The sequence below is a fragment of the Nocardia sp. NPDC051787 genome, assembly GCF_040681325.1.
Taxonomy (GTDB): domain Bacteria; phylum Actinomycetota; class Actinomycetes; order Mycobacteriales; family Mycobacteriaceae; genus Nocardia.
Genome location: NZ_JBFAYO010000007.1, coordinates 155,006 through 180,108 on the forward strand (window position 1 = coordinate 155,006; position 25,103 = coordinate 180,108).

23 protein-coding genes, 1 tRNA gene and 1 pseudogene are annotated in these 25,103 nt (G+C 67.7%); 11 read left to right on the plus strand and 14 right to left on the minus strand.

Translation table 11 applies throughout. The annotated features are described in order from the left end of the window. Positions 1-9: 9 nt before the first annotated feature. The 6 genes from AB0M45_RS10120 to AB0M45_RS10145 all read right to left on the minus strand — a co-directional run bounded on the left by AB0M45_RS10120 (position 10) and on the right by AB0M45_RS10145 (position 5,278). The gene (locus AB0M45_RS10120; protein ID WP_364325297.1) at positions 10-312 is read right to left on the minus strand and encodes a hypothetical protein; all 303 of its coding nucleotides are present in this window, start codon (positions 310-312) and stop codon (positions 10-12) included. Positions 313-367: 55 nt separating this feature from the next. After that, positions 368-1,834: a subtype B tannase gene (locus AB0M45_RS10125; protein ID WP_364325300.1), complete on the minus strand. Its 1,467-nt coding sequence runs from the start codon at positions 1,832-1,834 to the stop codon at positions 368-370. A gap of 317 nt (positions 1,835-2,151) precedes the next feature. Further along, positions 2,152-2,346: a hypothetical protein gene (locus AB0M45_RS10130; protein WP_364325303.1), complete on the minus strand. Its 195-nt coding sequence runs from the start codon at positions 2,344-2,346 to the stop codon at positions 2,152-2,154. A 6-nt stretch (positions 2,347-2,352) separates the two neighbouring features. Then, on the minus strand, positions 2,353-2,982 hold the full coding sequence (locus tag AB0M45_RS10135; RefSeq protein ID WP_364325306.1) for a hypothetical protein: 630 nt from the start codon (positions 2,980-2,982) through the stop codon (positions 2,353-2,355). A 626-nt stretch (positions 2,983-3,608) separates the two neighbouring features. Beyond that, positions 3,609-3,682, minus strand: a tRNA-Met gene (locus tag AB0M45_RS10140). Between the two features lie 63 nt (positions 3,683-3,745). Next, a complete protein-coding gene (locus tag AB0M45_RS10145; RefSeq protein WP_364325309.1) occupies positions 3,746-5,278 on the minus strand; it encodes an aldehyde dehydrogenase family protein in 1,533 nt (510 codons plus the stop codon). 133 nt (positions 5,279-5,411) lie between these two features. Between AB0M45_RS10145 and AB0M45_RS10150 the strand changes: the two genes are divergently transcribed. From AB0M45_RS10150 to AB0M45_RS10160, 3 genes are all read left to right on the plus strand, one after another. Next, the gene (locus AB0M45_RS10150) at positions 5,412-5,864 is read left to right on the plus strand and encodes an Lrp/AsnC family transcriptional regulator (RefSeq protein WP_040774829.1); all 453 of its coding nucleotides are present in this window, start codon (positions 5,412-5,414) and stop codon (positions 5,862-5,864) included. Positions 5,865-5,928: 64 nt separating this feature from the next. Continuing rightward, positions 5,929-7,263 carry an L-lysine 6-transaminase gene (lat, locus tag AB0M45_RS10155; protein ID WP_364325313.1) on the plus strand — a complete coding sequence of 445 codons (1,335 nt, stop codon included), beginning with the start codon at positions 5,929-5,931 and terminating at the stop codon, positions 7,261-7,263. Positions 7,264-7,432: 169 nt separating this feature from the next. Then, a complete protein-coding gene (locus AB0M45_RS10160) occupies positions 7,433-8,614 on the plus strand; it encodes a hypothetical protein (protein ID WP_364325316.1) in 1,182 nt (393 codons plus the stop codon). Between the two features lie 16 nt (positions 8,615-8,630). Here AB0M45_RS10160 and AB0M45_RS10165 read toward each other — a convergent pair whose 3' ends face one another. Beyond that, positions 8,631-8,975: a hypothetical protein gene (locus AB0M45_RS10165; protein ID WP_364325319.1), complete on the minus strand. Its 345-nt coding sequence runs from the start codon at positions 8,973-8,975 to the stop codon at positions 8,631-8,633. A gap of 132 nt (positions 8,976-9,107) precedes the next feature. Between AB0M45_RS10165 and AB0M45_RS10170 the strand changes: the two genes are divergently transcribed. Beyond that, entirely contained in the window at positions 9,108-10,553 is a 1,446-nt protein-coding gene (locus AB0M45_RS10170; RefSeq protein ID WP_364325322.1) for a serine/threonine-protein kinase, read from the plus strand. 175 nt (positions 10,554-10,728) lie between these two features. After that, positions 10,729-12,852: a protein kinase gene (locus AB0M45_RS10175; protein WP_364325325.1), complete on the plus strand. Its 2,124-nt coding sequence runs from the start codon at positions 10,729-10,731 to the stop codon at positions 12,850-12,852. 16 nt (positions 12,853-12,868) lie between these two features. On the opposite strand, the gene AB0M45_RS10180 is transcribed toward AB0M45_RS10175, so the two are convergent. The 3 genes from AB0M45_RS10180 to AB0M45_RS10190 all read right to left on the minus strand — a co-directional run bounded on the left by AB0M45_RS10180 (position 12,869) and on the right by AB0M45_RS10190 (position 16,935). Then, the gene (locus AB0M45_RS10180) at positions 12,869-13,822 is read right to left on the minus strand and encodes a patatin family protein (RefSeq protein ID WP_364325328.1); all 954 of its coding nucleotides are present in this window, start codon (positions 13,820-13,822) and stop codon (positions 12,869-12,871) included. A 193-nt stretch (positions 13,823-14,015) separates the two neighbouring features. Further along, the gene (locus AB0M45_RS10185) at positions 14,016-15,821 is read right to left on the minus strand and encodes an acetyl/propionyl/methylcrotonyl-CoA carboxylase subunit alpha (RefSeq protein ID WP_364325331.1); all 1,806 of its coding nucleotides are present in this window, start codon (positions 15,819-15,821) and stop codon (positions 14,016-14,018) included. A 196-nt stretch (positions 15,822-16,017) separates the two neighbouring features. Next, on the minus strand, positions 16,018-16,935 hold the full coding sequence (locus AB0M45_RS10190; RefSeq protein ID WP_364325334.1) for a sulfurtransferase: 918 nt from the start codon (positions 16,933-16,935) through the stop codon (positions 16,018-16,020). A gap of 169 nt (positions 16,936-17,104) precedes the next feature. Here AB0M45_RS10190 and AB0M45_RS10195 point away from each other — a divergent pair, with 169 nt between their 5' ends. Next, a complete protein-coding gene (locus tag AB0M45_RS10195; RefSeq protein WP_364325337.1) occupies positions 17,105-17,881 on the plus strand; it encodes a transcriptional regulator in 777 nt (258 codons plus the stop codon). On the opposite strand, the gene AB0M45_RS10200 is transcribed toward AB0M45_RS10195, so the two are convergent. The 3 genes from AB0M45_RS10200 to AB0M45_RS10210 form a co-directional block, all read right to left on the minus strand. Further along, positions 17,810-18,442, minus strand: coding sequence for a Maf family nucleotide pyrophosphatase (locus AB0M45_RS10200; RefSeq protein ID WP_364325341.1), 633 nt, complete (start codon positions 18,440-18,442; stop codon positions 17,810-17,812). The genes AB0M45_RS10195 and AB0M45_RS10200 overlap by 72 nt on opposite strands. After that, complete coding sequence (locus AB0M45_RS10205) at positions 18,439-18,774, minus strand: acyl-CoA carboxylase subunit epsilon (RefSeq protein WP_364325344.1); 336 nt, start codon at positions 18,772-18,774, stop codon at positions 18,439-18,441. The genes AB0M45_RS10200 and AB0M45_RS10205 overlap by 4 nt, the downstream gene beginning before the upstream one ends. A gap of 149 nt (positions 18,775-18,923) precedes the next feature. Continuing rightward, entirely contained in the window at positions 18,924-20,564 is a 1,641-nt protein-coding gene (locus AB0M45_RS10210) for an acyl-CoA carboxylase subunit beta (RefSeq protein ID WP_364325347.1), read from the minus strand. A gap of 204 nt (positions 20,565-20,768) precedes the next feature. On the opposite strand from AB0M45_RS10210, the gene AB0M45_RS10215 reads away from it, so the two are divergent. The 5 genes from AB0M45_RS10215 (at position 20,769) to AB0M45_RS10235 (ending at position 24,553) form a co-directional block, all read left to right on the plus strand. Continuing rightward, positions 20,769-20,966 (plus strand): hypothetical protein, encoded by a 198-nt coding sequence (locus AB0M45_RS10215; protein ID WP_364325350.1) that lies wholly within the window; start codon positions 20,769-20,771, stop codon positions 20,964-20,966. 28 nt (positions 20,967-20,994) lie between these two features. Continuing rightward, positions 20,995-21,795: a biotin--[acetyl-CoA-carboxylase] ligase gene (locus AB0M45_RS10220; RefSeq protein ID WP_364325353.1), complete on the plus strand. Its 801-nt coding sequence runs from the start codon at positions 20,995-20,997 to the stop codon at positions 21,793-21,795. A gap of 211 nt (positions 21,796-22,006) precedes the next feature. Further along, positions 22,007-22,552, plus strand: coding sequence for a PH domain-containing protein (locus AB0M45_RS10225; RefSeq protein WP_364325356.1), 546 nt, complete (start codon positions 22,007-22,009; stop codon positions 22,550-22,552). A gap of 17 nt (positions 22,553-22,569) precedes the next feature. After that, positions 22,570-23,247, plus strand: coding sequence for a response regulator transcription factor (locus AB0M45_RS10230; RefSeq protein ID WP_364325359.1), 678 nt, complete (start codon positions 22,570-22,572; stop codon positions 23,245-23,247). A 1-nt stretch (position 23,248) separates the two neighbouring features. Beyond that, complete coding sequence (locus AB0M45_RS10235; protein WP_364325361.1) at positions 23,249-24,553, plus strand: HAMP domain-containing sensor histidine kinase; 1,305 nt, start codon at positions 23,249-23,251, stop codon at positions 24,551-24,553. A gap of 61 nt (positions 24,554-24,614) precedes the next feature. Here the strand turns inward: AB0M45_RS10235 and AB0M45_RS10240 are convergent. Beyond that, a pseudogene (locus tag AB0M45_RS10240) lies at positions 24,615-25,094 on the minus strand (GtrA family protein); the annotation flags it as partial. Positions 25,095-25,103: the final 9 nt, after the last annotated feature.

The window sequence follows — 25,103 nt, forward strand, 5'->3', positions numbered from 1 at the left end:
CGCGGAGGGCTACTGGCTTGCGGTGATGGTGGCCACGTCGAGCCGGGCCAGCCGGTCCGGGTCGGCGAGAATGTCGATTTCGGCGATCCGGCCGGCGACGACGGTGAAGCTCATCACCGACATCAGCACGCCATCGAGAGTGCTGACCAGCCCGGCGGCTCCGTTGACCAGGGCTGTCTGGGTCGTATAGGTGGTGGCCATGCGCTGGGGCGCAGCACAAAACTTCGCGCTCACGGAACTGGCGACCGGCGCGTCGGGGCAGACCGACGAACTCCTCACCGGCACCGCGGCACTGCTCTCCGCGTCACTCACGGAGTGATGCCAGGGCCGGCTATTCGGGGAATGGAGGGTATCCGCAGGTCTCGTTCTAGGAGTAGCCGGTCACCTTGCCGATCCACTCGATGAAGTCCTCGGCGTCCTCATTGCTGCCGTGCCCAGCGTCCCAGTACATCGCGGCGTCGACGGCATCGCCCAGATTCTGCAGTCCGGCGGCGAGATTGCCCGCGATCGTCAACGAGGTGTCGGTGTCCTTGGTACCGACACGAATCCACCAGTGCTTCGCCCGCGCGGGATTCTTCTGTTCGATGAAGTGCATCGGATTCATCAGGGTGATCTTCTCGGGCAGATCGCGGTCGAGTTGTGCGCCCGCGTCGCCGGTCGCGCTCCGCAAGCTGTAGAGGGTGAAATGCCTGGCCTTGGTCGTTCCCGCACCGAACAAGTTGTTCTCTCCGGATGACAGGTCGAACGCGTCGAACGCGGGCGCGTTCTTCTTTCGCCGTCCCACGTGAACGAGAAAGTCCTGCCACGGGAACTCCGCTCGATCGCCTGCCCACGTGATCCACGTATTGTCGGCCAGGTAGCTGGAGCGTTCGGCGCCGTTCAAATCCGTGAGGTACGCGGTGGCGGCCGGTTCGAGGTAGGTCCGCACGAGGTACCGGCCGTAGTTGTCGGCCGTGATCGGTCCGAATCCGTTCTTCCCTTGCAGGCCGAGTGATGCCTGGTAGTCGACGAACGCCTTGCTCAATTCCCGTGAGACGGTCGGGTCGAGTTGGCCGGAGCTCAGCGGGTTCGCGCCCCAATTCCATTCGTACGCCATATCCGCGTGCTCGAGATCGGTGATGGGGCAGTAGCAGGCGCTCGCGAAGACGGCGTCACTGGCGTCCGCCGCGCCCAGCTCATCGAGGTACCGGTCGTACATCCGGCTGTCGCCGGACGTGCCGAGCAGGGCGGAGAGCGCGCCGCCCGCGCTGACTCCGGTGGTGACGATCCGGTCGGTGTCCCCCGGCACGCGACCGGAGTTGTGCCGCAGGTACCGCACGGCGGCCTTCAGGTCGACGATGGCGGCGGGCGCTACGCCGTAGTACGTGCCGTCGTCGGCGACCAGCTCACGCCCGCGAGCACCGGACTCCACGACGACATAACCGGCGACCAAGGCGAGGTCCGGGTTCCTGGTCCGATCGCCACCGTCGAAGCCGTTCGGCTTGCCGCTCGTCACCGACGACGACAGGTATCCGCCGACCGAGTTGCTGAAGAGAATCGGCGCCTTGCTCGCGTCGACCGGCGTTCCGTCGACTTCGACGGGAACACTGATGTTCAAACTCTGATACGCATCGTCCACCGGTTCCGCGACATAGACGATGCCCCGGTGCAAGCGATAGGTCACCTTCTTGTCGCGCTCGAAGGTGGCCACGGTCTTCGTCTCCACCGTGAACCTGTCCGGGTCGAAGACCAAGGCGTCCACCGGGTTCCCGTCGCCTTTGCGCGAACAACCGGTACCGACAATCGGCACTGCGGCCGCCGCGGCACATCCCTTGAGCATCGCTCTGCGCTGCACAGCTATCTCCTTCGCGTACGTGGCAAGTCATGCCCGACAGGCGTTGGTGGAACTGTCGCTGGAACGAACAGTTGGTATTCGGAGCGGAACGGCGTCCGTCTTGTCTCGCCGGTCTGGGTAGCCGGCATGGTGGACGCATTGTCGTCTGATGTCGCGTTCGATGACGTGATGGCCAGGTCGGTCGCCATTCATGTACGGTCCGGGCGGTTGCCGATCGAGATCTCGGCCGCTTTCGGCATGAAAAGCCCTGGGCCGGAGAACCATTGGATCCTCCGACGCAGGACGTTGTCAGCGCGGGCGAACTGCCCGGCCAGCGGTCACCGAGCGACTTGTGGCGCACCGGCCGGTGGCCCGTCTCGGCCGTCTACGCCGAGCACACGCTTGGCCCGCTGCAGGACGAGACAGCGGGCAGAACAGATGATGTGGATGTCGAGGGCGCGTCGGGCCTGCCCCAGGGTGAGTTCGCCGGGATCGGCGAAGCAGTCGCCGATATTCGAGATGAGCGATCGCATCAGTGGTCAACCAACTCTCACCGGTTCGGCGGCATCATCGGCGAATAGACCACGACCGATGGTGAGGGTGACCAAGCCGATATTGCCCGCCGTGGAAATCAGCGGACCGGCGATCGAGGCGAATTCCAGCCCGCTGACCATGAGTACGCCGACCAAGCCGAGGCTGTTGGCGAAGGAATTCGCGGCGAAAGTTTGCCACGTTTCTTCATGGGGTTTGGACCATGCGTGCCGGACTGTCGGCACGGTGGCGATGAGGTTCGCGCAAATGGCGAATAATGCACCGTAAGCCTTCTCTGATACGCCGACGGTCACCATGACGCAGGCAATCGATGAAATCAGGCATGCCCAGTCGATATTGTCTTCCGGTCGCAGACCGGACCCACGAGTTATGCCGGCGGCGATGACCGCGGCATTCATCGCTGCCGCCGCGGCGTTGATGCCTGCGGCGAGATGGGCTCCCTCGAGATACGCGACGACCGCGAATACGGTATTGGCCGTGCACCACGCCGCCCACGACGCGATGCGCGGCCGCGTATCACCGTCCAGTATCCCGCCCAGATAGGCGATGACGCCATACAATGAAATGCCGATGCTGAGGCACGCCATAGACGTGCTGACACTCCAGAAATCACTCACGCGAAAAATTCCTCACAGATTCTTGCCCTGGTGTGCGGAGATGGCCGACATTGGCGATCGTCATACGAACACGCCGAAGGAGACAAGCCGGTGCGGCGATGGGAACCGGGCGTTGCCTTTGGGTAAACGCTTCGGGATGAATTGTCCGGGTGTGACTCGAAAGTATCGTGACACGGTAGCTTCGGGGCCACCAATCCAGGACCGCGCTGTAACCATCTCTTAACGCCCGGTTTGCGGCGGCGCCCCGCGACGGGTGGGCAATGACGCTATTCCTGCGAAGATCCGGATGTGAGCCGGGTGACAGATACGCGACCGATCGCAGTGGATGTGCTTACGTCGCCACAAGCGACATACGTAGGTATGGAAATCGCCGCGTGGACTGTCGCAGTCTCCGACGGTGCGCGGCGGTTCCGCATCCGGCGCACCGGCGCGAGTTCCGTCGCAACCATTCCGTGAAACCGTTGGTGTCCGGCCCAACGGCTCCGGCATCGTTGCCCGCCGATCCGGAACCCGGACCGTTCCACGCGCTGTACTGCTCGGGGCGGACACTGCTCTGCGGTCCGTGGCCGTCTCGGATCGGGCGAAGAAAAACGGCCCGGAGCTGTGTGTTCCGGACCGTTTTCTAGTAGCGGGGACAGGATTTGAACCTGCGGCCTCTGGGTTATGAGCCCAGCGAGCTACCGAGCTGCTCCACCCCGCGTCGGTAGGTACAACACTACACAGGTATGCGCGTACTACCGAATCCGCTGGTGGGCGGGGGTGTTCAGCCGAACTTGATGCCCTGGGCCAGGGGGAGTTCGGCGGAGTAGTTGATCGTGTTGGTGGCCCGGCGCATATAGGCCTTCCAGGAGTCCGAGCCCGATTCGCGTCCGCCGCCGGTCTGCTTCTCGCCGCCGAAGGCGCCGCCGATCTCGGCGCCGGAGGTGCCGATGTTGACGTTGGCGATTCCGCAGTCGGATCCGTCGGCGGCCAGGAAGCGTTCTGCCTCGCGCTGGTCGGTGGTGAAGATGGCGGACGAAAGGCCCTGCGGCACGTCGTTGTGCAGGGTTAGCGCGCGGTCGAAGTCGTCGTAGGTGAGCACGTACAGGATGGGCGCGAAGGTCTCCTCGCGCACCACGGCGGTCTGGGCGGGAATGCGCACGATGGCGGGCCGCACGTAGTAGGCGTCGTCGCCGTACCCCTCGACTCGCTCACCGCCGCAGACCAATTCGCCGCCATCGGTCACCGCCTTGTCCAGCGCGGCGCGCATTCCGGTATAGGCCTTTCCGTCGATCAGCGGACCCACCAGCACCCCGTCGTCGAGCGGATTGCCGACGGCCAGCTGCCGGTACGCCCGCTCCAGCCGCTCCACCAGCGGGTCGGCCACGTCGCGGTGCACGATCAGCCGCCGCAGCGTGGTGCAGCGCTGCCCGGCCGTGCCCGCCGCCGCGAACACGATGGCCCGCGCCGCGAGCTCGAGATCGGCGGAGGGGGTGACGATCGCGCCGTTGTTGCCGCCCAGCTCCAGCAGGCAGCGCCCGAGCCGCTCGGCAACCCGCGGCGCGACGAGCCGCCCCATCCGCACCGAGCCGGTCGCGCTCACCAGCGCCACTCGTTCGTCCTCGACGAGGCGGGACCCGACGTCGCTGCCGCCCTGGATCAATTGATGCACTTCTGGATCCGCCCCGGCCTCGCTCGCCGCGCGCCGCAGCAACGCATGGCAGGCCAGCGCGGTCAGCGGCGTCGTCTCCGAGGGCTTCCAGACGACGGTGTCCCCGCAGATCAGCGCGATCGCCGTGTTCCACGCCCACACCGCGACCGGAAAGTTGAACGCCGAGATCACCCCGACCACACCGAGTGGATGCCACGTCTCCATCAACCGGTGCCCCGGCCGTTCGGAGGGCATGGTCTGTCCGTACAGCTGCCGGGAAAGGCCGATGGCGAACTCGCAGATGTCGATCATCTCCTGCACTTCGCCCGCGGCCTCGGCGGGGATCTTGCCCGCCTCCAGGGTCACCAGCTCGGCCAGGTCGCCCTTGTGCGCGGTGAGCAGCTGCGCCAGCCGGCGCACGACCGCGGCCCGGACCGGCGCCGGAACGCTCCGCCACGCCTGGAAGGCGGTGGCGGCCCGGCCGATCGCGGCATCGACCTCCTCGAGCGAGCTGGGCCGCAGGCTCAGTAGCTGTCCTCCGGTGATCGGAGTGCGCGCTGGCAGCGTGCCGGGCTCCGGGGGTCGCGCGCCGAGTTCGCGCAGCACCGCGGTCGCGCGATCGGCGAGTTCCTGCGTAGTGGCCTTGGCGCCGAGTACTTCAGTCATCTGTTGTTCCGCCGTACCTTTCGGCCGCATCGCGGCATCGTTGGCCCGCAGAGCGGGGGTGTCGTCCCACATAGCGGGAGGATGGAGGTCAGGTTCCGGACACGAGGTGCGCCGCCTGGGTTAGCCTTCGCTGATGGCGGATACACCGGCAAGACCCGTACTCGATGACATCGATCGCCTGCTGATTCGTGAACTGATGGCCGATGGACGGGCCACCCTGTCGAATCTGGCCGAAAAGGCGAGTCTGTCGGTGTCCGCAGTGCAATCGCGGGTCCGTCGATTAGAGGCGCGTGGCGTGATCCGCGGGTATACCGCGCATGTCGATCCCGAAGCGCTCGGCCAGCTGCTGTCGGCATTCGTCGCGATCACTCCTCTCGACCCGTCGCAACCCGATGACGCGCCCGCGGTGCTCCAGCACATCCCCGGCATCGAGGCCTGTCACTCGGTGGCCGGCGACGAGAGCTACATCCTGCTGGTCCGCGTGGCCTCCCCGCGGCACCTCGAGCAGTTGCTCCAGGAGATCAGAGCGACCGCCAACGTGCGCACCCGGAGCACCATCATCCTTCAGACATTCTATGACAGGTAGCGATAGCTAGGAATTAATCCGTTTTGGTGTAGAGGTTGCGCAAATTTTTTCGTACCCTCAGGGCGTGACCATCGAACTGGAACGCACCCGCCCGGCGGTCACCCCCGCCGCCCGGGTCCGCGAGATCTTGTCGGCAAGCATCCTCGCCGACGGCTTCGACCTTGTCCTCGACCTCGAGCAGTCCCGCGGCTGCCGTCTCGTCGACGAACGTGACGGCACCGCCTACCTCGACATGTTCGGTTTCTTCGCCTCCAACGCGCTGGGCATGAACCATCCCGCCCTCGCAGCGGACGAACAGTTCCGTGCCGAACTCCTCACCGCGGCATTGAACAAGCCGAGCAACTCCGACATCTACACCGTGGCGATGGCCCGCTTCGTCGAGACCTTCGTACGGGTGCTCGGCGATCCGCGGCTGCCGCACCTGTTCTTCATCGACGGGGGCGGTCTCGCGGTGGAGAACGCCCTCAAGATCGCGTTCGACTGGAAGAGCAGGCACAACCAATCCCACGGCCGCGCATCGGAACTCGGCACCAAGGTGCTGCACCTGACCGGCGCGTTCCACGGCCGCACCGGCTACACCATGTCGCTCACCAACACGGATCCGGTGAAGACGGCGCGGTTCCCGAAGTTCGACTGGCCCCGCATCAAGGCGCCCTACCTGACCGACGCCTTCGACATCGAGGAGGCGGAGGCGTGCGCGCTGGCCCAAGCACGCCGGGCGTTCACGGAAAACCCCGACGACATCGCGTGTTTCATCGCCGAGCCGATCCAGGGCGAAGGCGGCGACCGGCATCTGCGCCCGCAGTTCCTGCAAGCCGTGCAGCGGCTGTGCCACGACAACGACGCGCTGTTCGTCCTCGACGAGGTGCAGACCGGCGTCGGCATGACCGGAACCACCTGGGCCTACCAGCAACTCGGGCTGGCGCCGGACGTCGTCGCCTTCGGTAAGCGGACCCAAGTGTGCGGCGTGATGGCGGGCGGGCGCGTGGACGAGGTGCCCGACAATGTGTTCGCGGTCAGCTCCCGGCTCAACTCCACCTGGGGTGGCAACCTCGTGGACATGGTGCGCACCCGGCGCATCCTGGAGGTGATCGAGCGCGACGAGCTCATCGAACGGTCCCGGCGGCTGGGTGCGCACCTGCTCGACCGGCTGGCGGGGGTGGCCGCACGGCACGCCGACGCCAGTGAGGCGCGCGGGCGCGGGCTGATGTGCGCGATCACACTGTCTTCGGCCCGGCTGCGCGATGAGGTGCTCTCGGCGCTGCACGAACGCGAGCGCGTGCTGATTCTCGGCACCGGCGAGCGGGGCATCCGCTTCCGTCCTCCGCTGACCGTCACGATCGCCGAGCTGGATGAGGCGGTCGACGCCCTGGATCGTGTGCTGACCAGCCTCGAATAGCACGCGAAGAGGATGATCCGGGCATTCCGGTGTCCTCGGCGCGGGGTGCGCCGGAATCCCGGATCCACCTCCTAGGCTTCGCAAGCATGTCCACTCGTCTTCACCACTCTCCGAGCAGGTGCGGCGCTTGAACCGACAGCGCATATACCGGTACTGCGCATCCCACCTCGTGGCGTCCCTCACCGTGCTGTCCGCCGTGACAGGCTGCGCCGCCAGCGACGCGGGCACGGTGGGCGCCGAGGCGGGACAGGCGGCCACGACCACTGTGGCCGCACCGACCAGCAGCGGGCTCCCGCCGCACATGACCGATCTGCTGCCCGGGATGCCGCCGCCGCTCTCGCCCACCGACGTGTACGCGGCCAACCGCGAACTGAGTCCCAGCGTGGCCGACCATCGCCCGCTGGTCTACGTGCCCAACAGCCAGTCGAGCACGGTCTCGGTGATCGATCCGGACACCTTCCAGGTGATCGATACCTTCGCCGCGGGTGGCCAGGAGCCGCAGCACGTCGTCCCGTCCTACGACATGCAAACGCTCTACGTCACCAACGACCTGCCGCTGGGTGCGGGCAGCCTGTTGCCGATCGATCCGCGCACGGGCAAGCCGGGGGAGCCTTTTCCCGTCCGTGACCCGTACAACATGTATTACACGCCCGACGGCCGGTACGCCCTGGTGGTCGCGGAGGCGGACAAGTCGCTGGACTTCTACGACCCGCAGAACTGGGAGAAGATCCACGCCCTTCCGGTGCCCGACTGCGCCGGCGTCGATCACATGGACTTCACCGCCGACGGACGGTTCGGCCTGGCGTCCTGCGAATTCATCGGCAGGATGGTGGCTTTCGACGTCGCCGAGCGCAAGGTCGTCAAGGTGGTCGATCTGCCCGGCGGCCGCTCCGGCAAGCCGCAGGATGTGAAGCTGTCGCCGGACGGGCACACCTTCTTCGTCGCCGACATGACCGCCGACGGCATCTACACCTTCGACGCGCACACGTTCGAGAACACCGGTTTCGTGCCGACCGGCAAGGGCACGCACGGGCTCTACGTCACCCGTGACTCCCGCCAGATGCTCATCACCAACCGGCACGAAGGCAGCATCTCGGTGTGGGACTTCGCGGCGAATGCCCTGGTGCACAAGTGGTTCGTGCCGGGAGGCGGCAGCCCTGACATGGGCAATCTCTCCGCGGACGGGCGCGTCTTCTGGGCGTCCGGCCGCCACCACGGCGAGGTATACGCCATCGACATCGTCAATTGGAATCTCTTGGCGCGCATCCCGGTGGGCAAAGGACCGCACGGGCTCACCATCTGGCCCCAACCAGGACGCTATTCCACCGGGCACACCGGCGTCATGCGTTGATCCCCGCCCGGCGTCATCAGGAGGCGACCGGCCGCAGGCCCAAACCGCCCTCGACGAAGCGACGGACGGACGTCAGCCCGGCGTCCAGGGCCTGCTGGTAGCCCGGGCGCGCCCACCCGGTGATGGTCGCGGTGCCATCGCCCACGGGCGTCACCCCGATCTCGGCCACCAGCTCGGCGGTGGTCGGTTCACACACCGCCCAGGAGAAGTGGGTCTCCTCGGTCCAGCCTGTGCCGCGCCGGGCCACGTAGTCGAGATCGGTGATCCCGCCCGCCGCCAGCGCCGGGCGGTCATCGATGCGGTCGTCCGCGCGTAGCGCACGCAAATACCAAGCGCCCGCGTTGATCTCGATCGGTTCCATCAGCCCTCGCCCGCTTCGCCGCGCCAGTCGGCGCCGACCAAGGCATCCGTGACCAGTCTGCCGGATTCCGGGGCGCGGAGACGCTCCGCTGCGACATGATCGGCCTTCCACGGTGCCGTTCGCGCGCGTTCCGTGGTACCGACGCGGTTTCTGGGTAGCTCCTTCACGAGGAGAAGGCTAGTAGCGGGAGGTTCTAGAGATATGGGCGAGCTGTGGTTCGGCCACTACCGCCTCGACCGGTTGCTAGGTAGCGGCGGCACGGGCGAAGTGTGGCTCGCGTACAACACCACTGCCGACCGTGCCGTCGCATTGAAGGTCCTGGCCGCCGTGCACGCGGACGATACCGCCTTCCAGCAGCGATTCACGAGAGAAGCCCGGCTCGCCGCCCAGGTGCGTGGGCCGCATCTTGTGCCGATCCATTCCTTCGGCGAGCTCGACGGCCGTCTCTATATCGAGATGGAGTTCATCGATGGCCTCGACGTCGCGGCGCTGTTGCGCCGTCACGGAAGGCTGGAGCCGGAGCAGACGGTGGAGATCGTCACGCAGACGGCGGCCGCGCTCGAGGCCGCGCATCGCGGCGGTCTGGTGCACCGTGACGTCAAGCCGTCCAACATCATGGTGCAGCCGGACGGCATGGTGTACCTGATCGATTTCGGTACCGCACGCCGCGGTGATCAGCCCGCGATCACCGCCGCCGGGAATGTGGTGGGCACGCTGGCCTACATGGCGCCGGAGCGGTTCGACGGCACGGCAGGGCCCCGTGCGGACCAGTACTCGCTGGCCTGCGTGCTGTATGAGTGTCTCACCGGCCGAAGGCCGTTCGACGTCAGCGAGGCGCCGCGTGTGATGCGCGCCCACCTGCTGGACACGCCGCCGCTCGCGTCCGCGCTGAATCCGGGTGTGCCCGCGGCGCTGGACGCGGTGATCGCGCGGGGCATGGCGAAGGACCCGGACCGGCGGTGGTCCAGCGCCGGGGAACTAGCGTCCGCGGCGTATGCGGCCGTGACGGGCCAGGACGCGACGACGGCGGAGCTGGCGCCCGCGGTATCGACCATCATGCGGCCGCCACTCTGGAGGATGTGGGCCGCCGAATCGCGCATCCCGTATGCGCGGACGTCTCTCGGGCCGCGCCTGGCGCTGGCGGCCTTCGCGGTTCTCGTCGCGGCGGTCGCCGGAGCGCTATGGTTCGGCCGGCCCGAGCCTGCCGACGCCGGCCCGGCAGCCGCGCCGGTCTCATCCCCGAAGCAGGAGCGCACGTCGCATTCGCAACCACCGTCGCTCGTTCCGGCCGCACCGGCACCTATTTCGGCGCCGACTCATGTCGTACCCGCGGCCGGGCTGCCCTGTGATCCCGCGGTCGACGTGCACGGTGTCGTGGTCGACGGCATCAGTTCGACCTGCACGCCGCTGGCGGCGGGCAAAGCGGATTGGATTCCGTTCCGGTCGAATTCGGGCGGTGCGGGCCCGGTGAATGTCGATAACGGTCCGAACGACTCGGGCGCGGACCGTCGGAGCAAGGACGAGCCCGACCATTCGAAACAGGGCAACGGCAAGGACAAGCCGAGACCGCATCGGTAGGCGGCCATTCCGCCGGACTGTCGTCCAGCACACAGTGGTGTGCGACGCGGGGTGCGGTTACGCTCCGAAGAGGCCACGTCCTTCGGTATTCACGCGGTGAGCTGCTGATTTTCCGTTGTCGGCGCCGCGGCGATGGGCGGGTCGACCAGACGTCGACGGTGACTGGAGGTTCGCTATGGGGGAGGTGCGATTCGGGAGTTACCGGCTGGAGCGGCTGCTTGGCAAGGGCGGCATGGGGCAGGTGTGGCTGGCGTACGACACGGCGGCGGCGCGACGGGTGGCGTTGAAACTCTTGCCCGCCGAACGTGCGGCCACCGGGGGTTATCGCAAACGATTCGAGCGCGAGGCCGAGGCCGTCGCACAGCTGCGCGACCCGCACGTCCCGCGGATCCACCGGTTCGGCGAAATCGACGGTCGGCTCTACATCGACATGCAATTCGTCGAGGGCACCGACCTGGCGGGCAAACTCGGGGCCGCGGGGCGGATGACGCCGGACGTGGCGGTCGGCATCGTCGGTCACGTCGCTGTGGCGCTCGACGCGGCGCACCGGGTGGGACTGGTCCACCGCGACGTCAAACCCTCGAACATCATCGTCCATCCCAGCGGCTTCACCTATCTGATCGACTTCGGCATCGCGCACGGCCTCGGCCAGACCGCCGTGACCACCACCGGCATGGCGATCGGCACGCTGGCGTATATGGCTCCGGAACGATTCACCGGTGCGGTGGACGGCCGCGCGGACGTCTACTCGCTGGCCTGCGTGCTCTACGAATGCCTCACCGGCGCCCGCCCCTACGGCGACACCGATCCCGCGCAGCAGATGCACGCCCACCTGATGACGGCGCCACCACGGGCCGCGTCGGTGTGCGCCGACGTTCCCGCCGCGCTGGATGCCGTCATCGCTCGCGGTCTGGCCAAAGATCCGAACGAACGATTCTCCACCGCGGGTGAATTCGCCGCCGCCGCACGTGTCGCGATCGGCGCTGCCACCCCGCATGCCGCATCGCCACCCGCGGCTTCTGGTGCAGGCCGTCCGGCAACGAAGGCATCGACCGATGAACCGGCGGCCCTCGTGCCGAGGCCGATCGAGTCCCTGCCCGAATCCGGGAGTCCGGCCGGGGAAGCGGCACGGGACGGGCGTTCGCAGGAACGCGTGGCCGGGGCACAGTCGGTTGACGATGCCGCCGACGGCTTGCAGGAGGCTCCCCAGCAGGGCGCGGATTCGGGGGAGGCTGCGCGGCCCGCTCCGACCAAGGTCCTGCCGGAGCCGGGTCTCCCCCCGACCTTGGTGGCCACGAAACTCGACTGGTCCCTACCCGCGCCCGCGCCCCATCCGGCTCCGGTGCAGTATGTTCCGAGATCTTCTGTGCAGGGCTATTCCGGTACTCGACAGCCCTCACCGGGGAACGGGTATCCCGTTGCCGGACAGCCACCACACACCGCTGCTCGACGGTGGTATCGGAATGGGTCCTACCCTGCCGCGCCGGTCCCGCCCGGACATCCGGGCAACGCTTGGCAGGCGCGGCTGCTCGCATTTCAGGCGCGTGTGCTGGCCCCCAGGCCGGGTCCTGTTGCCCCACCGCCCTATTCGCGGCCGGGCGTGCCCGCGCGCAAAGTCTTCCCGCTGGTCGGACGTCCCGCCTATCCTGCGGTTCCGCAGCGACGTTCGATTGCCCCGGTGATCCGGCGACGGCCGCGACGGCGCCGGAGCGTGATGTCGAAGGTGATCGGCGTGCTGGTCGTAGTTTTCCTCGCGCCCTTCGCATTCGCGGCAGGGTGCGTCGCTCTGATCGCGGCGGGGAGCAGGACGGGCGACTCCGGCACGTCCGCCCCCACCTTGCCACCCTCCGCGGTGGCCGTGGAGCACCTCGGCCCGCCCGAGGATCACCGGTTGCCCGACCCTGCCGCCGTGGCGCCGGTCGGCACCGCCGTCCGCGACGGCAAGTTCGAATTCGTCGTGACGAAGGTCGACGCGGGCGTATCCCGCGTCGGATTGCAAACGGCCGCAGGCTCATTCCTGACCGTCACGCTGGCCATCCGCAATATCTCCGACGAAGTGAAGTGGTTCCTACCGCTGGGGCAGCGCCTCGTCGACACCAAGGGCACCCCCTTCGATCACAACGCCACCGCCACCCTGTGGCAGAACACCCAGCAGGGCCTCGGCTACTCCTTCGAGCTGCGCCCCGGCCAATCCGCGACCACGCAACTGGTCTTCGATCTCCCGCCCGACGCCAGCCCGGACCACCTCGAACTCCACGACTTCGTGCTGTCCAACGGCACTCGCGTCAAGGTTTCTTGACGTCTGCGCCGGTTCCTCACTCGGCGACCGCTACACCGCCGTGGATGGTGGTGGAGAGGGCGCTGAGGACGGCATGGCGGCCGATCTGGAGCGCGGCGGACAGGAGCGTCGTGTCGCGGGCGGCACTGTCGACGTCGGGGGAGCCGGGCGGAGGGTGGATCTGCAGGACGGAATCGCCGAGATCAGCCAGCGCTTTGTCCTCGATGTCCTGCTGACGCGGGCGTTCGAGCCAAGCACGGTGGGCGCCGGGTGCCACCGCGCGCAGATAGCTGCCGCCCACGATCTGGTGCAGCCGTGAGGCGGGCGGACGTCGCTCGTCGACGCGGCGGGTACGCAGGACGAGGGCATGCGTTGCGCCTGCTTTGACGGCGGTGCGGATCGGCACCGTCTCGGTGAGACCGCCGTCGAAGTAGGCGGAGCCGCCCAAGCTGACCGGTGGACCGGCCAGGATGGGCAGGCCCGCCGACGCTCGCAGCGCGCGCATGAGCGTGCCCTTGTCGGTGATGTGCGGATGCAGGTCGACCGCTCGACCGGTCCGGATATCCGTGGCGATCGGATGGAACGTTGTGGAGTTCGCCAGGATCGCGTCGAAATCCATCGGCTCGATGCCGTCGTACACCTGGTATACGAGGTACCGCAGATCGAACGCGGGTCGCCCGCGCAGGAGCCGGGCCGGGTCGATGGCGCGGCGCATGATCACCGGGTCGGTCCAGGTACGCATACCGGGGATCGCGCGCCCGCACAGCAGCCAGGCGCCGTTGATAGCGCCCGCCGACGTCCCGTACACCGCGTCGAACACCGCCGTGAGCCCGAGTTCCTCCAGCGCGGACACCATGCCGCTGGAGTACACGCCTCGGCTGCCGCCGCCCTCGACGACGAGCACGAGCCGATGCCCGTCGGCACGGCTGGACGCCGCACGGCGCGCGCGGATCAGCTCCGCGACGGGGGAGACGCTTGACGAGCTGGTCACCGCATCACGATACGACACCGCGGCGCGAACCTCAGGTCGAAGAAGGGCGGCGTGTGGCCACCGCGGGACAGCGACAGGGAGGCGAGATGGACGAGGCCGCTTGCGCGACCACGGCGGGACCGCCGAAAACGAGCGGAGCGGGCGCGGACGCCGTTGTCCTGCGCCCGCTGGCGAGACGGTCTCCGCCAGGTGTCTACTTGATCTCCGCGAGAACCGTGCCCTGGGTGATCGCCGCGCCCGCCTCCACGGACAGGCCGGTGACCACACCCGCCTTGTGGGCGTTGACCGGGTTTTCCATCTTCATGGCCTCGAGCACCACGATCAGATCGCCCGCCTCGACCGACTGGCCCTCCTCGACAGCGACCTTGACGACGGTGCCCTGCATCGGAGCGGTGACCGCGTCACCCGAGGCCGCACCGCCGCCAGCTCCGCCACGCTTGCGCGGCTTGGGCTTCTTGCGGATGACACCCGCGCCGTTGCCCGCGGCCCCGCCTGCTCCGGCGCCGACGGTGAAGTTACCCGGCAGCGACACCTCGACGCGGCGCCCGCCGACCTCGACGACGACCTTGCGCCGCGGCAGCTCCTCGTCCTCGTCGGCCGGGGCGCCCGCGCCTGTGAACGGCTCGATGGTGTTGACCCACTCGTTCTCGATCCACTTGGTGTAGACGTCGAACTTCTCGCCGTCGCCGACGAATGCCGAGTCCTCGACGATCGCCCGGTGGAACGGGATAACGGTGGCCAGGCCGTCGACCTCGAATTCGGCCAGAGCGCGCCGCGCACGCTCCAGTGCCTGAGTGCGGTTCTCGCCGGTGACGATCAGCTTGGCCAGCATCGAGTCGAACTGTCCGCCGATCACGCTGCCCTGCACCACACCGGAGTCCACGCGCACACCGGGGCCGGCAGGCTCCCGGTAGACGATGACCGGGCCAGGGGCGGGCAGGAAGCCGCGGCCGGCGTCCTCACCGTTGATGCGGAACTCGAAGGAGTGGCCGCGGGGGGCCGGGTCTTCGGTGATCTCCAGCTTCTCGCCGTTGGCGATCCGGAACTGCTGGCGCACGAGGTCGATGCCCGAGGTCTCCTCGGTGACCGGGTGCTCGACCTGCAGGCGGGTGTTCACCTCGAGGAAGGAGACCGTCTCGCCCTGCACCAGGTATTCCACGGTGCCGGCGCCGTAGTAGTGGGCTTCCTTGCAGATGGCCTTGGCGGAGGCGTGGATCTTCGCGCGCACCTCGTCGGACAGGAACGGCGCCGGGGCCTCCTCGACGAGCTTCTGGAAGCGCCGCTGCAGCGAGCAGTCGCGGGTGCCTGCGACCACGACGTTGCCGTGCTTGTCGGCGAGTACCTGCGCCTCGACGTGGCGGGCCTTGTCCAGGTACTGCTCGACGAAGCATTCGCCACGGCCGAACGCGGCGGTTGCCTCGCGAACGGCGGAATCGAACAACTCGGGAATCTCCTCGATGGAGTGCGCGACCTTCATACCCCGGCCACCGCCGCCGAATGCCGCCTTGATGGCCACCGGAACGCCGTACTTCTCGGCGAACTCGACAACCTCGTTCGCATCCTTGACCGGGTCCTTGGTGCCCGCGGCCATCGGCGCGTTCGCGCGCTCGGCGATGTGCCGCGCGGTGACCTTGTCGCCCAGGTCCCGGATCGACTGCGGGGACGGGCCGATCCAGATCAGCCCTGCGTCGATGACCGCCTGGGCGAAGTCGGCGTTTTCGGAGAGGAAGCCGTAGCCCGGGTGGATGGCGTCGGCGCCGGACTTGGCCGCGGCGTCGAGAATCTTCTCGAACACGAGGTACGACTCGGCCGAGGTCTGGCCGCCCAGGGCGAAGGCCTCGTCGGCGAGCTTGACGAACGGTGCGTCGGCGTCCGGCTCGGCGTACACCGCGACGCTGCCGATACCGGCGTCCTTGGCCGCCCGGATCACGCGCACGGCGATTTCGCCTCGGTTAGCTACGAGTACCTTCGTGATCCGCGCGCTGGCATGGCTGGGCACTGAGCCTCCTGTGTGCATTCTTCTGGTCGCTTCAGGGGGATGGGGTCGCTGCGCAGGCTCCGCTCCCGTAATCGACAACCTTACGTCTCGGCGAGTGTAGGCAGTCTGCCAACAGACGCCGAACTCGGCTATGCCTACTCCACAGTAGGTCGTGGGTCACAACGTACGCGGACTGTGGTAGGGATCGTGCACGGCCCTACCCGCTGCGGGTGCGCCGCGAACCACCACCCGACGGGACCTCACCGGGTTCATCCCCCTTGGCGATCGGCATCCGCACCGAGTTGCCCCACTCGGTCCAGGAGCCGTCGTAGTTCCGCACGCGGTCGAAGCCGAGCAGATAGGTCAGGACGAACCAGGTGTGGCCGGATCGTACGCCGACCCGACTGTAGACGATCAGGTCCTGCTGGCTGGGTAGCGCGCGGTAGACGTCCTCGAGTTCCGCGCGGGAACGGAACCGTCCGTCGGAGGCGAGCGTCTCGGTCCAGGGGATGTTCGACGCGGTGGGGATGTGGCCGCCGCGCAGCGCCGCGTCTTCCGGAGTGTCCGGCTTCTGGGCCAGCGCGCCGGAGTACTCGTCGGGCGCGCGCACGTCGACCAGCGGTTTGCCGAGGTGTGCGAGCACGTCCTCGCGGAAGGCGCGGGCGGTGTCGTTGTCGCGGCGCACCGTCGGGTAGTCGCTGGACACCGGGTGGGCGGGCTCGAAGGTCGTGTCGCGTTCCTCGGAGATCCACGCCGCCCGGCCGCCGTCGAGCAACCGCACGTCCTCGTGCCCGAACAGGGTGAATACCCACGCGGTGTGCGCCGCTTGCGTGTTGCCGCGGTCCCCGTAGATCACCACAGTGTCGTCACGTTCGATTCCTTTGGCGCGCATCAGTTCGGTGAAGCGGTTTCCGTCGATATAGTCGCGCGTGACCGGATCGTTCAGATCGCTTCGCCAATCGAGTTTGGTGGCGCCCGGAACGTGCCCGATGTCGTAGAGCAGCGTGTCCTCGTTGGCCTCGATGATCTTGAGTCCCTTCGCGCCGATGTTTGCCGACAGCCACTCGGTGGTTACTAGTCGGTGAGAGTGTGCGTAGGAACCGAACGAGGGATGAGGATCCGGGGCAACGGGCACGATGTGGGTCCTTCATGCGTGGGTAGGGCGGCGGTGACGGCGATTGGGAAGTCTCACAGCGATGGTAGGTATGAGACGACAGTGACTCTCGTTTCAGATCACAAATCGGATGAGGGGCGAATAAATTGCACCTAGATCCGATAAAGTCTCCCGGGAGGAGGGGTGAGCTATGTCCGATTCTTGGCCGCGGCGGCGACTGCTCGCGATCCTACGTGGCGCCAGCGAGCCTCTCGACGCTCAGGAGCTGGCCAGGATCACCGGACAGCACGTCACCACGGTCCGGTTCCATCTGGACGTGCTCACCAGGGAATCCCTCGTCCGGCAATTCCAGCAGCCGCCGCGCGGTCGCGGGCGTCCGCGTATCGGCTACAGCGCGGTGCAGCGATCGGTCGGCTATCAGGACTTGGCGCAGGTGCTCGCCGACCAGTTGGGGCCCGACCCGCGGCGCAGAGCGGAGGCCGCCGTCGCGGCGGGCCGAGCGTGGGGGTCCAAGGTCGATATCGGTGAGCACCGGGTCGAATCGCTGGAGGACGCCAAGGACGTCACCATGACGCTGATGTCGGAACTCGGCTTCGCGCCCGAACGCGATCCTTCCTCGGAGACCGGGGACAAGGCGCTGATCCGGTTGACGGCGTGTCCGCTGCGCGAACTCGCGCGAACGCATTCCGAGGTGGTGTGCGGCGTGCACTTGGGTCTGATCGAAGAGGTGCTGGAGCGGGGCGGCGCGCGCGGCGAGATCGATGTCCGGCTGCATCCGTTCGTCGAGCCGGAGTTGTGCGTGGCCCGACTGGAACTGATCGCCGCGTCCCGCGAGAAAACCCAAGAGGCGGCCACGGTGCCTCCTGGCGGCGACGCGGAGGCGTTCCCCGCGCCCTCAGGCCGTGTGGCCCCACAACTGCGTAACGCTGATCCCAACGTCGCCAAGCAGTCGGCGCAGCAGTGGTAGCCCGATGCCGATGACGCTGGACGGGTCGCCGTCGATGCGATCGACGAACCAGCCGCCGAGTCCGTCCAGGGTGAACGCGCCCGCCACCTGAAGCGGTTCACCGGTGGCGATGTAGGCGTCCAGCTCGTCCGGCTCCGGCTTGGCGAAATGCACGGTGGTGCTGCTGCAGTCGACCGCTTCTGCGGTGACCTGACCGCCCTGGAGCCGCACGACGCAGTGGCCGGTCACAAGATCCGCGCTGCGCCCGGCCATGTCGCCCCAGCGGGCGCGAGCGACCTCGGGGGTGTGCGGTTTGCCTTGGAGCTCGCCGTCGACGAGCAGCATCGAATCGCAAGCCACCACAACGCAGTCGGCGGCGAACTCGGGGATGTCGGCGGCTACGGCATCCGCTTTGGCCCGTGCCAGCTCCACCACGACTACCTGCGGTGGTGTGCGCTCGGGGAGGGCGGCGGCCACAGCGTCTTCGTCCACGGCGGAAACCCGGACGATCGGGTCGATGCCCGCCGAGCGGAGAACCTCCCGGCGGGCAGGCGACGCGGAAGCGAGAATCAGATGGGTCACCCGCGCAGGTGGGACAGCTGCGGGAAGGCGTACGGGGAGAACGGCGAAGTGCCACGATGCATCAGCGTCGGGCGGCCCCACCCGTCCGGAGGGCCGGACGGGCCCGTCGACGCGGCATCGCTCGCGACGGCGGACAGCACGCACAGCAGCGCGGCGAGTTCCTCGTCGGTGGGCGAGCCCTTCACGACACGGAAGAACGGCTCCGCGGTGGCTTCGGCGGGTAGCGCGGCCGCGTCCGGGTCGGTGGCCGCACCGACCTCGTCCGTGAGCGGGTCGACTGCGAGATCCAGTTCGACGGCGGTCAACACATCTTCTTCTGCCACGGTCGTCACAGTGCCAGATCCTCTCTGTGCCTCGATCAGGATGATCACCTGGTCAGGCTGTTCCCATTTTCCGACTGTTTACGGATGAACCAATCATCCTCGGATTCACTCATTGCGTCTCTGTACGTGGTGCGCGGCCCAACGAGGGTATCGCTCGATCACAGCGGAATGTTGCCGTGTTTCTTCGGCGGAAGGGTCACCATCTTGCGTTCGAGCAGTCGCAGCGCGGACACGATCTGGCCCCGCGTGTGCGACGGCGGGATGACCGCGTCGACGTATCCGCGCTCGGCGGCGATGTACGGGTTCACGAGCGTGTCCTCGTACTCGTTCTGCAGCTCGAGCCGCAGCGCATCGACGTCGCCGCCCTCCTTGGCGGCTTGCTGCAGCTGCTTGCGGTAGACGAATCCGACGGCGCCGGAAGCGCCCATGACGGCGATCTGCGCGGTCGGCCAGGCGAGGTTCACGTCGGCGCCCATGTGCTTGGACCCCATGACGTCGTAGGCGCCGCCGTAGGCCTTCCGGGTGATGATCGTGATTTTGCCCACAGTGGCCTCGCCGTAGGCGTAGAGGAGCTTCGCGCCGCGCCGGATGATGCCGTTGTACTCCTGTCCAGTGCCGGGCAGGAAGCCGGGAACGTCGACCAGGGTGATGATCGGGATGTTGAACGCGTCGCAAGTACGCACGAAACGGGCGGCCTTCTCCGAGGCGTCGATGTCCAGGCAGCCCGCGAACTGGGTGGGCTGGTTGGCCACGATGCCGACGCTGCGGCCATCGATCCGGCCGAAGCCGACGATGACGTTCATCGCGCGCTCGGCCTGCACCTCGAGGAACTCGTCGTCGTCGAGCAGGCGACGGATCACCTCGTGCATGTCGTAGGGCTGGTTCGGCGAGTCCGGGATGATCGTGTCGAGTTCGAGGTCCTCCTCGGTGAGCGAGTCCTCGATGGCGCCGGTGATCGGGTCGGTGGCCGGGAACCGCGGCGCTTCGGCGCGGTTGTTGCTCGGCAGGTAGGACAGCAGGTCCTTGACGTAGTCCAGCGCGTCCTGCTCGCCCGAGGCGACGTAGTGCGCCACGCCGGACTTCACCATGTGCGTGTGCGCGCCGCCCAGGTCCTCCATGGTGACGTCCTCGCCGGTGACCGTCTTGATGACGTCCGGGCCGGTGACGAACATCTGGCTGGTGCCGTCGACCATCACCACGAAGTCGGTCAGCGCCGGGGAGTACACGTGACCGCCCGCGGCCGGGCCCATGATCAACGAGATCTGCGGGATCACGCCGGAGGCCTGGATGTTGCGGTGGAAGATCTCGCCGTAGAGGCCGAGGGAGACCACGCCCTCCTGGATACGCGCGCCCGCGCCCTCGTTGATGCCGATCAGCGGGCGGCCGGTCTTCAGGGCCAGGTCCATCACCTTGACGATCTTCTCGCCGTAGACCTCGCCGAGACTGCCGCCGAACACCGTGACGTCCTGGCTGAAGATGCACACGTCGCGGCCGTCGATGGTGCCGTAGCCGGTTACCACGCCGTCGCCGAGCGGGCGGTTGTTCTCCAGGCCGAAGTTGACGCTGCGGTGGCGCGCCAGCGCGTCGAGTTCGACGAAGGAACCCTCGTCCAGCAGGGCGAGGATGCGCTCGCGGGCGGTCATCTTGCCCTTCGCGTGCACCTTGTCGACCGCGGCCTCACCCATCGGGTGCTTGGCCTCTTCCAGCCGATTCCGCAGGTCAGCCAGCTTCCCGGCGGTGGTGTGGATATCGGGGGAGTCCGCCGGTCCTGAGGCGGGCTGCTGCTGGACACTCGTCATGGCTCCGGAGTGTAACCAGTGGCAGTGCTTCTCCGTAACCGAGTCCGCCTACCGGCGAGTAGAAAACCGCAGCTAGATCATATATCAGGAGACGAACTTCCTGGTCGGTCGCCGGGTCGGAGGGCGGAAAATGAGTATCGCCCGCCGGTCGTGTCCGGATAGCCTGGCAGCGACGGATTTTCGAGCTCAGGGGAGGAGCCCGTCATGTGGCAATGGAGCAAGACCTTCGCCGAATACGCCGCCGCCGCGGCGTGGACCACGCAGCCTGCCGAGACCGAGCCGAAGTACGGCGAGCCCGAGTGCTGGGCCGAGACCACCACGGAGGAGCGGTCCGCGGAAGGCGATGGGGTCGGCGCGGCGGCGGGCGACCCGTTCATCGGCGAGTTCGACCTGGCCGGGTAGCGCCTCGCCCGGCGGGTAGCCTGCCGGTATGCAGAGGCCACCGTTGGATGCAGAGCAGTTACGGCGCAGCGTCATCGAGTCGCCCGAGCTGTCGTTCTTCTCGCAGATCCACGTGGTGGAGTCGACCGGGTCCACGAACACGGACCTGATCGCGCGCGCGGCCGAGCCGGGCGCCGACCACGCGGTTCTCTTGGCGGAGGCACAGGAGCAGGGGCGCGGCCGGCACGCGCGGACCTGGGTCAGCCCGCCGCGGGCGCAGATCTCGATGTCGGTGCTGGTGCGGTTGCGCGGAATCGACCCGGCCACGCTCGGCTGGCTGTCCCTGCTGACCGGCGTGGCCGTGGTCGACGCGCTGCGGGCGACCGCGGGCGTGCCCGCCGAGCTCAAATGGCCCAACGACGTGCTGATCGATGGCCGCAAGGTCGCGGGCATCCTCGCCGAGGTCGCGGTGGGCGCTGGTGTGCCGGCGGTGGTGGTCGGCGTCGGGGTCAACGTGAGTCTCACTGAAGCCGAACTACCGGTGCCGCACGCCACGTCGCTCGTCCTGGCCGGGGCGGAACAGACCGATCGCACCGTGCTCGTCCGTTCGCTGCTGACCGAGTTCGCCCGTCGTTTCTCCGCCTGGCGTGACGACGACTGGAGGATCGGCGAGCTGGCCGCCGCCTATCGCGAGCGGTGCGCGACGATCGGCACCCAGGTTCGTGCCGAACTGCCCGGCGGCCGGACGCTGACCGGCGTCGCCGACGACATCGACGATTCCGGTCGCCTGCTCATCGGCGGTGAAGCGGTGTCGGCGGCAGACGTCACGCACCTGCGCGTGGGGCAGTGACCGCCGAAACGGCAAGCGTCACAATGCGGAAAGCGCGGTAGCGACGAGCTGCTCGACCGGGCAACCGAGCGTTGTGCGGTGCACGTCGGCACAGAGCCGGATCGGCGGCGAGCAACCGCCGAGGAATCGTCACACGCAGGCGGGCGATTGTGCAGCATGACGCGCTGCGGTGTGCGCCTTTCCGGCATCCGCACCCGGTAGTGTTCGTGGCATGGGTTATCCGGAGGATGTCCTGGCGCCCGACGAACGGCTGATGCTTCATCGTCATCCGCATTGGAAAATGCTCTTCTGGCCGATCGTGACGCTGATCGTCGCCACCGCACTCGCCGGTTTCGCGGCGGGACTGATCTCGCGCAAAGCCGAGGGGACCGCGCGCTCCGCGTTGCTGATCACGGTGCTCGTGGTGTACCTGGGAATTCTCCTATGGCGTTGTGTCGCACCGATAATCACTTGGAAGTCGACGCATTTCATCGTTACCGACCGCAGAGTGCTGGTGCGCCAGGGCGTGATCACCCACAGCGGCATAGACATCCCGATGAGCCGGATCTCCAGTGTCCAGTTCCGGCACGGCCTGTTCGACAGGTTGCTCGGCACCGGAACGCTGATCATCGAATCGTCCTCCTCCGAGCCGTTGGAGTACGACGACATCCCGTCCGTCCAGCAGGTGCATTCGCTGCTGTATCACCAGGTGTTCGAGGTCGAACGCCAGCACAACGGGCACGACGATCGCTGGGACGACCGCCGCAGCTACCGGTGAGCCCGTAACCTGGGCGTATGACCGCCGTACTGCTGGCCGAGGACGACGAGGCCATCGCCGCTCCGCTGTCGCGCGCGCTCGGCCGCGAGGGGTACTCGGTGACCGTCGAGAGTTTCGGTCCCGCCGTGCTGCGGCGAGCGCTGGAGGGCGGCCACGATCTGCTCATTCTCGACCTCGGCCTGCCCGGCATGGACGGGCTGGAGGTGTGCCGTCAGGTGCGTGCCCGCGGCGCGGATCTGGCCGTGCTGATGCTCACCGCGCGCACCGACGAGGTGGACTTCGTGGTCGGATTGGACGCGGGCGCCGACGACTACGTCGGTAAGCCGTTCCGGCTCGCCGAACTGCTCGCCCGCGTGCGAGCGTTGTTGCGGCGCAGCGGAATCGGTGACGACACGGTGGAGGTCGGCGGTATCCGCCTGGAGCCCGCGGCGCGGCGGGTGCTGGTCAACGGCGTCGAAATCGGTTTGGCCAACAAGGAATACGAGTTGCTCAAGGTGCTGATCGATCGGGCGGGCCAGGTGGTGGCGCGGGAGACCATCCTGCGCGAGGTGTGGGGCGACGCCGAGCTGCGCGGTTCCAAGACCCTGGACATGCACATGTCTTGGCTGCGCCGCAAGATCGGCGACGAGGGGCCGATGGCCGAACGGCGCATCGTCACCGTCCGCGGTGTCGGGTTCCGGCTGAACACCGACTGACATGCGCCGCCGCATCCTGCGTTCGATGCTCACCGTACTGACGCTCACGACGGTGGTGCTCGGCGTGCCGCTGATCTACACGGCGTGGCTGTGGGTGGAGGACATCACCCGCAACGACCTGCAAAACCGGCTGGACCGGATCGCCGCGGAGATCATCGCGCAGGAGCACGGCGATGGGATGGTGCTCGGCGAGCTGGACACCAGGTCGGTGGCGCCGCTGGTGCCCGAGAACAGCAGACTGACCATCGTCTATCCTGCGCCCGCGGACAACGCCTCCCGCCGCGACCTCGGGGTGGCCGAGGTGCCCGACCCGCTGGTCGAGTCGCTGTCGATGGGCACGTCCGGGTCACTGCGTCTGGAGGTGCCCTCGGCGCCGATGCACGCCATGCAGCGCCAAGCGGTCGCGGTGGTCGCGCTCGCGGTGCTCGCCTCGCTGGGCGCGGCAGTCTCGGTGGCGGTGGTCACCGCTCGCCGGGTCGCCGATCCGCTGCGCGACGTCGCGGCGCGCGCCGCGCGGCTGGCGATGGGCGATTTCCGGCCCGATTCACGCAGGCACGGTATCGCCGAACTGGATCGCGTCTCCGACGTGCTCGACTCCGCGACCGTGGAGATCGCCGGGCGACTGCAGCGCGAACACGCGCTGGTCGCCGACGTCTCGCATCAGTTGCGCAGCAGGCTGACCGCCGTGCGGCTGCGCCTCGACGAGCTGTCCGCGCACGCTGATCCTGAGGTGGTGCACGAGGCCGAGGAGGCGATGGCCCAGGTGGACCGGCTCACCGAAGCGATCGACGACTTGGTGCGCGCGTCCCGCGACGAGGACGCGGCCGACCGCGACCCGGTGCCGGTGATGGCCGAATTGCGCGGCGTGGTGGCCGAATGGACCCACCCGTTCACCGAGGCGGGCCGCACCCTCACGCTGACCGGCGACGAATCGCTGCGCGCGCCGATCACGGGTTCGCGGTTGCGCGAGGCGGTGGCGGTGCTCGTGGACAACGCGCTCATGCACGGCGGCGGGACCTGCACGGTGTCGGTGCGGTCGGTGTGGCCGGGAGCCGACCGCGAGCCGCTGGTGTGTGTCGAGGTCGCCGACGAGGGCCACGGCGTGCGCGACGAGCTGGCGCCGCACATCTTCGACCGGGGATTCTCCGCGGGCGGTTCGACGGGTGTGGGGCTGGCGCTGGCGCGGGCCCTGGTCGAGGCCGACGGCGGTCGGCTGGAATTGCAGCGGCGCAGGCCCGCGCTGTTCGCGGTGTTCCTCGGGTCCTCGAAGTTTCGTCCACCAGCGGTGGTGCCCGAGCCGAGATGACTCAGCTGCGGCCGAGTTCCTCTTCCACCAGATCCACGAATTCCGCCTCCAGCTCGCTCATTTCGTCCGGGAAGACCCAGCGGCGCATCGCCCAGAACCGGAAGGCCATCTGCAGCAGGTTGCCGATGATGAACGCGCTGATGAAGTCGGCGATGTTCTCCACCGTGAAGCTCACGTTGGGTTGCCGCAGGTCGAAGATGTAGCTGGAAATCCACAATGGCGTGAAGGCCAGGACGACGCCGACGCCGCTGACGCCGAAGAACAGCAGCGCTTCGTGATGGCGCTCGCGTCCGCCCCGGTTCTTGAACGACCACTCCCGGTTGAGGATGTAGGAGGCGATCACGGCGATGACGCCGGAGATGATCTTGGCGGTCACCGGCTTCTCCGCCAGCACCGTCCACTTCAGCGCGTAGAAGATGCCGCTGTCGATGACGAACGTGGTCGCGCCTACGATCGCGAACTTGATCAGTTCCCGATGCCGGTATGCGATATCTTGCAGCGGCTTGGGAAGGACGCTGACCACGTCGTCGACGAATGACACAAGACCGGA